Genomic DNA, 6,000 nt, shown 5'->3' with positions numbered 1-6,000 from the left:
CCAGGACCGATGCTCAGGAACCAGCTCCCAGAAAGCTCTCTCGACGCTCCGCCGTACCCGCGGCCGGCCTCCGACACCCATACACCCCTCCAGGGCTAGGTGTTGCGACCACCGCATGAACCCAAGCCGTGATCGGCCTGCACAACGTCACGGACTATCCGGGAGGTGCCTCAGAGCTCGACGGACTCCCCGTCGGCCAGCGCGGGGACCTCCAAGCCGGTGATCCGCTGGAGGAACGAGGTGAACCCGCCCTTGCCCTGCTCGCTGAGCAGCAGGTCGTGCAGCTGGATGGCCCGGGTCGGCTGGAGGCCGAGCACGAAGTCGGCGGCCTCGCCGGTCTTCGACCACGGCCCCGAGGACGGCACGAGCGCGAGCTCGACGGACCCGACGATCTCCTCGGGCACGAGGTAGCTGTCACCGGGGTGGTAGACGCCGGCGGTGAAGAACGCGACGTTCTCGGGCGTGGGCACGGTCGCGTGGATCTCGGCGTGCTCCTTGCCGAACGCGCGCACGGTGAAGCCGGCGGCCTCGATCGTGTCGCCGTGGCCGACGGGGCGGGTGCCCTCCAGGCTCGGCACGACGGACGCCGGCACGTAGACCGGCAGGTCGGGCCGGCGGCCGAGCTCGGCGGTGACCGCGTCGGCGTCGAGGTGGTCGGGGTGGTCGTGGGTGACCAGCACGGCGTCGGCCTGCGCGAGCAGCTCGGCGGCGTTGGCGGTGAACGAGCCCGGGTCGATCAGCAGGGTGCCGCCGTCCTCGCCGTGCAGCGTGACGGTGGCGTGGGTGTGCTTGACCAGGCGCATCGGGGGATCTCCTCGGGGCAGAAGTTGCAAGGTGCAACCAAAGCCTAGGCCGGGCGCCCCAGGTGGGGTCGCCCGGCCGGGGGAGGAGTGGTGGGGATCAGGCCTGGACGGGGATGTCCAGCGAGGCCAGGAGCCCCTCGATGCGCGCCTTGATCTCGTCGCGGATGGGGCGGACGGACTCGATGCCCTGGCCGGCCGGGTCGTCGAGCTGCCAGTCCTCGTAGCGCTTGCCCGGGTAGAACGTGCAGGCGTCCCCGCAGCCCATGGTGATGACGACGTCCGAGGCCTCGACGGCCTCGTCGGTGAGCACCTTGGGGGAGTTGTGCGCGATGTCGACGCCCTGCTCGGCCATGGCCTCGACGGCGACCGGGTTGATCTGGTCCTTCGGCGCGGACCCGGCCGAGAGCACCTCGACCCGGTCGCCGGCCAGGTGCTGCAGCCAGCCCGCGGCCATCTGCGAGCGGCCGGCGTTGTGCACGCAGACGAACAGGACGGTGGGCCGGGGCGTGCTGGCGGGGGTGGTCATGCGATCTCCTCGGAGGACGGTGCGGACGATGTGGCGGGGGATGCTGCGGAGGGATGGGCGGACGCGGCGGGGTCGGGCAGGTCCGCCGCGGACAGGGTGGGGTAGAGCAGCCTGACCAGGGCGAACGCGAGGGCGCCCCCGAGGAGCTGGCACCCGATGAAGGGGAGCACCGCGACCGGCGCGATGCCCGCGAAGGTGTCGGAGATGCTGCGGGCGACGGTGACCGCCGGGTTGGCGAAGCTGGTGGACGACGTGAACCAGTAGGCGGCGGTGATGTAGCCGCCGACGGCGAACGCCACCACGTGACCACGCCCCGACCGGACCGTGCCGAAGACGATCAGCACCAGGCCGATCGTGGCCACGACCTCGGCCAGCCAGTGGGCGCCCGACGAGCGGTCGTTGGTCGAGACCGAGACCGCGGGCAGCTCGAACATGAGGTTCGCGACGACGGTGCCCAGCAGGCCGCCGACCACCTGGCAGGCGATCAGCACGCCCGCGACGGACGACCGCACCAGGCCGAGCGCCAGCTCCACCAGCGTCACCACCGGGTTGAAGGAGGCCGAGACCGGCTGGAGCGCCAGGATCAGCGCCACCAGCACCGCGCCCGTGGCGATCGTGTTCTCGAGCAGCTGGAGGCCGGCGTCCTCGCTCAGGGTCTGGGCGAAGATGCCCGACCCGACGACGGTCGCGACGAGGAAGGCGGTGCCGACCAGCTCGGCGACACCCTTGCGCAGCAGGTCCATCAGTCGCACCCCGGCGTCCGCTCGGAGGTGCCCACGCCGGCCGGCGCCGCGAGCAGCGCCGCCACCGATCCGAGGGTCTCGGCGCGCACCCGGTAGTACGCCCAGGTGCCCCGCTTCTCGCGGTCCAGGACGCCGGCGGTGTGCAGCACCTTGAGGTGGTGGCTGATCGTCGGCTGGCTCAGCTCGAAGGCCTCCTGCAGGTCGCACACGCACGCCTCGCCGCCCTCGTGGGCGGCGACGAGCGAGACGATCCGCAGGCGGACCGGGTCGGCCAGCGCCTTGAGCAGCGGGACGACGGCCTCGGCCGCGTCCGCGTCCAGGGGCTGCGCCGTCAGCGGGGCGCAGCAGGCGGCCGCCTCGGCGGGCGGGGTGGAGATAGACACAGGTGAATATTCACCTCGGTCGATGTCCGGTGTCCAACCGTGGGGTGGCCACCGGGTGAACGGTGGCCGGCCCCGTTCGGCCCGGGCGGCTCAGTCCTGCTTCTCGGCCCCGGTACCGGTGCCGGCGCCCCCGTCGCGCTGCGCGAGCCCCGCGAGCATCCGGTTGTAGGCCTCGAGGTCGGCGTCCCCGTCGGCGTCGGCCCGCCGGTCGGCGCGCCTGGCGGCGCGCTGGTCGGAGGTGAACCACTGCGCGACGAGCACGATCAGCACGAGGACCATCGGGATCTCCCCGGTGCCCCACGTGATCGCGCCGCCGAGGCGCTGGTCGTCGGCCAGGTCGACGTAGGAGAGGTCGAGGATCGAGTAGTAGTCGGCCCCGATGATCCGCTCCGAGCTCATCAGCGCCACGGCGAAGAAGGCGTGGAACGACATCGAGCCCAGCAGCAGCCCCAGCCGGGCCAGGTGACCGAGGCGGTGGGCCAGCGGCGCGGAGCCGATGAGGACCTCGAAGAAGAGGTAGCCGGCCAGCAGGAAGTGCAGCTCCATCGCGGCGTGGCCGACGTGGGTCTCCATCAGCCAGTCGAACAGGCCGGAGAGGTAGATGACGTAGAGGCTGCCGACGAAGTTCACCGCAGCCACCACGGGGTGGGTGAAGAAGGCGACGTAGGGCAGCCGCAGGAAGTCCGAGAGCATCTGCCGCGGTCCGCGACCACCCGGCACGTCGGCGCCGGGCAGGGCCCGCAGCGCCAGGACGATCGGGTTGCCGAGCACCAGCATGATCGGGGCGATCATCGAGATGAGCATGTGCGCCCCCATGTGGGCGCTGAACATGACGGTGCCGTAGACGCCGACGCCGCCCATCGTCGCGTAGGCGACCACGGCGAGGCCGGCGAACCAGAGCACCGCCCGCCACCACGGCCAGGAGTCGCCGCGGCGACGCAGCGTCACCAGGCCGACGACGTAGCCCGCCCCGCCGAGCCCGACGACGGCCATGCCGATGCCGGAGGGCTGCACGAGGGTGAGCAGGTGCTCGACGGTCACGGCGGGCGGGATGGGCCCGCCCAGCAGCGACTCCGCGGCCGAGCTGTACGGCTCGCCGACGGGTGGGGGCGTGCGGCTCAGCGCCACGCCGAGGCCCACGGCGGCGGCCATGAGGGACAGCTCGATGCCGGTGAGCGTGACCAGCGGACGCCAGGCGGCTGACGTGGCGGCGTCCTCGCCCTCGGCCGCGGCGGCGGCGACGCGGGTGTGCACGAGCGCCCGGGCGCGGGCGGCGACGACGCCGAGCAGCACCAGCAGCAGCACCTTCACCAGGGCCGCGCGGCCGTAGTCGCTGGTGAACCAGCCCGAGAACGTCGCGATGCGCACGGCGGCGTTGACGACGCCGGTCACGGCGACGACGAAGAAGCACCACGCGGCCAGGGAGGAGAACCGGCGAGCCGCGACCGCGCGGGGGCGCGGCCGGTCGGCCAGGTACCACCACAGCGCGACGACGCCGCCGGTCCACAGCCCGACCGCACCGACGTGGACCACGAGGCTGACGATCGCCGTGTCGTGGCTGCCGGACGCGCTGGAGTGGCCGGTGAACGCCGGCGGCAGCAGCGCGACCAGCGCGATGACGAGCACCCACACGGAGGCGTGGACGCTGAAGACGAAGCGGGCCGCCACGGCGACCACGAGCGCGAGGCCGGCCTGCACGAGGAGGGCCTGCCCCTGGTCCACCTCGAGCGCGAAGCCCTGCACGGCACGCCAGCTGAACCCGGAGACCGGGATGGCGAACTGGTCCGACCAGGTCAGCACGAGCTCGACCAGGGCGAGCACGGCCCACACCGGTGCCAGGCGGCGCACGGTGAGCACCGCCCGCACCGAGCGGCCGGTCAGCTCGGTGCTGGGGGAGGGCAGCGCCAGCAGCGGCACGAGCAGCGAGCCGACGACCACGAGCCCGACGAGCATGGCGGCGTAGGTGACGATCGGCAGGCCCCAGCCGGTCAGCGGCCCGGGGTCGGGCAGGCCCTCGGGCGCGGGGACGGGGGCGCCGCCGGCCAGCTCCAGCGTCAGCCACAGGACCAGCAGCCCGGCGATGACCAGGGCGCCGGCCACCGGCCCGCGGGGCCGGGACACGACGGCGGCCGCGCCGGGCTGCTCGGTGGTGGGCTGCTCGGTGGCGGGCTGCTCGGTGCCGGGCTGCTCGGTGGCCCCGGCGTCGGGCTCCGTGGAGGTCACGACGAGGACCGCCGCGACAGCAGCAGGAGGCCGCCGGCCAGCAGCACCAGCACCACGGGCACGCCGACGGTCAGCGCGTTGCGCGACAGCCAGGAGCCGTCGTCCTCGGTGCTCGGGGTGCTCTCGGTGGCGCCGTCCGTGGTGGCCTCGGCGCTGGTGGCCGGGGCCGACGGGGAGGCGGACGCGGAGGCCGAGGCCGAGGTAGACGCGGAGGCGGAGGCCGACGGGGACGCGGTCTCCCCGGCGGCGACGGTGAAGCTGATCTGCCCGGAGACCGGGTGCCCGTCGGCGGAGACGACGCGGTAGGCCATCGTGTAAGCGCCGGCCGGGCCGTCGAGCAGCGCCTGGGTCACCAGGTTGTCGCTGACCACGGGGTCGCCGTCGGCCACCTCGCTGCCGTCGGGGGCGGTCACGACCACGTAGGCCGGGTCGGACATCTCCTCGGAGAACTCGAACGTCACCGACGTCGGCAGCGCGTCGAGCGACGCACCGTCCTCGGGGTCGGTGCCGATGAGCGAGGCGTGCGCGGAGGCGGGGGCCGCCCCCACCGTCAGCAGCAGCGCGGCCAGCAGGGAGACGAGCAGGGAGACGAGCAGGGAGACGAGCAGCCCCGCCGCGCCCGTGCGGGCGAGGCCTGCGCGGGCGGGGTGGGACAGGTGGTGCGCGGGTGTCACAGAAGAGTGCTCCAGTAGCTCCAGAAGGCCTCGCCGATCGCCGCGATGAAGACCAGGTACCAGGCCAGGACGATCACCAGGCGGTAGGACCAGAGGCCGTGGACGAGGCGGCTGCCCGAGGACATCCGGGCGGCCGACAGCGTCGACCAGACGAAGAGGGGGATGGTGACCGTCCACACGACCATGCAGTACGGGCACAGGGCCTTGATGTCGTAGAGGCTCTGCCAGGCGAGCCAGTGGATGAACACCAGGCCGGCGGTGCAGCCCAGGGCGAGGCCCCAGTGTATCCACACCGGCAGGCGGACGCCGGAGGCGAGGACGACGCCGACGGTCACGACCACGGAGAAGCCGAGGATGCCCAGGAACGGGTTCGGGAACCCGAACAGGGCGGCCTGGTCGGTGGACATGACCGACCCGCAGGAGAGCACCGGGTTGAAGTTGCACGACGGCACGTAGTTCGGGTCGAGCAGCGTCTCGACCTTCTCCACGGCGAGGGTGAACGCCGCCAGGAGGCCCAGGGCCCCCAGCACGGTCACGAGGACGCCGCCGGCCCGGGTGGGTCGCAGGGCGGCCTCGAGGGCCTCCTCGTCGTACTCGACCGCCTCGTCCTGGGGCTCGTCGATGGCGTCGTGCGCGGTGGTGGACACG

7 protein-coding genes are annotated in these 6,000 nt (G+C 73.2%); all 7 read right to left on the bottom strand.

Features of this window, described 5'->3' with window-relative positions:
- Positions 1-170: 170 nt before the first annotated feature.
- The 7 genes from M8330_RS07910 to M8330_RS07880 all read right to left on the bottom strand — a co-directional run bounded on the left by M8330_RS07910 (position 171) and on the right by M8330_RS07880 (position 5,999).
- Entirely contained in the window at positions 171-803 is a 633-nt protein-coding gene (locus M8330_RS07910) for an MBL fold metallo-hydrolase (RefSeq protein WP_250826885.1), read from the bottom strand.
- Between the two features lie 97 nt (positions 804-900).
- Positions 901-1,329 (bottom strand): arsenate reductase ArsC, encoded by a 429-nt coding sequence (locus tag M8330_RS07905; RefSeq protein ID WP_250826884.1) that lies wholly within the window; start codon positions 1,327-1,329, stop codon positions 901-903.
- Positions 1,326-2,072, bottom strand: coding sequence for an aquaporin (locus M8330_RS07900; protein ID WP_250826883.1), 747 nt, complete (start codon positions 2,070-2,072; stop codon positions 1,326-1,328). Before M8330_RS07900 ends, M8330_RS07905 begins: the two co-directional genes overlap by 4 nt.
- Positions 2,072-2,455, bottom strand: coding sequence for an ArsR/SmtB family transcription factor (locus M8330_RS07895; protein ID WP_250826882.1), 384 nt, complete (start codon positions 2,453-2,455; stop codon positions 2,072-2,074). The genes M8330_RS07900 and M8330_RS07895 overlap by 1 nt, the downstream gene beginning before the upstream one ends.
- A 90-nt stretch (positions 2,456-2,545) precedes the next feature.
- Positions 2,546-4,678, bottom strand: a complete 2,133-nt coding sequence (locus M8330_RS07890) for a bifunctional copper resistance protein CopD/cytochrome c oxidase assembly protein (RefSeq protein WP_250826880.1) — start codon at positions 4,676-4,678, stop codon at positions 2,546-2,548.
- A complete protein-coding gene (locus M8330_RS07885) occupies positions 4,675-5,352 on the bottom strand; it encodes a copper resistance CopC family protein (RefSeq protein ID WP_250826879.1) in 678 nt (225 codons plus the stop codon). The genes M8330_RS07890 and M8330_RS07885 overlap by 4 nt, the downstream gene beginning before the upstream one ends.
- A complete protein-coding gene (locus tag M8330_RS07880) occupies positions 5,349-5,999 on the bottom strand; it encodes a vitamin K epoxide reductase family protein (RefSeq protein WP_250826878.1) in 651 nt (216 codons plus the stop codon). The genes M8330_RS07885 and M8330_RS07880 overlap by 4 nt, the downstream gene beginning before the upstream one ends.
- Between the last annotated feature and the right edge of the window lies 1 nt (position 6,000).

The sequence above is a fragment of the Nocardioides bruguierae genome (assembly GCF_023656415.1).
GTDB classification, from domain to species: Bacteria; Actinomycetota; Actinomycetes; order Propionibacteriales; family Nocardioidaceae; genus Nocardioides; species Nocardioides bruguierae.
Note: the sequence above shows the minus strand (reverse complement) of the source record. Positions and strands in the feature narration are given on the sequence as shown.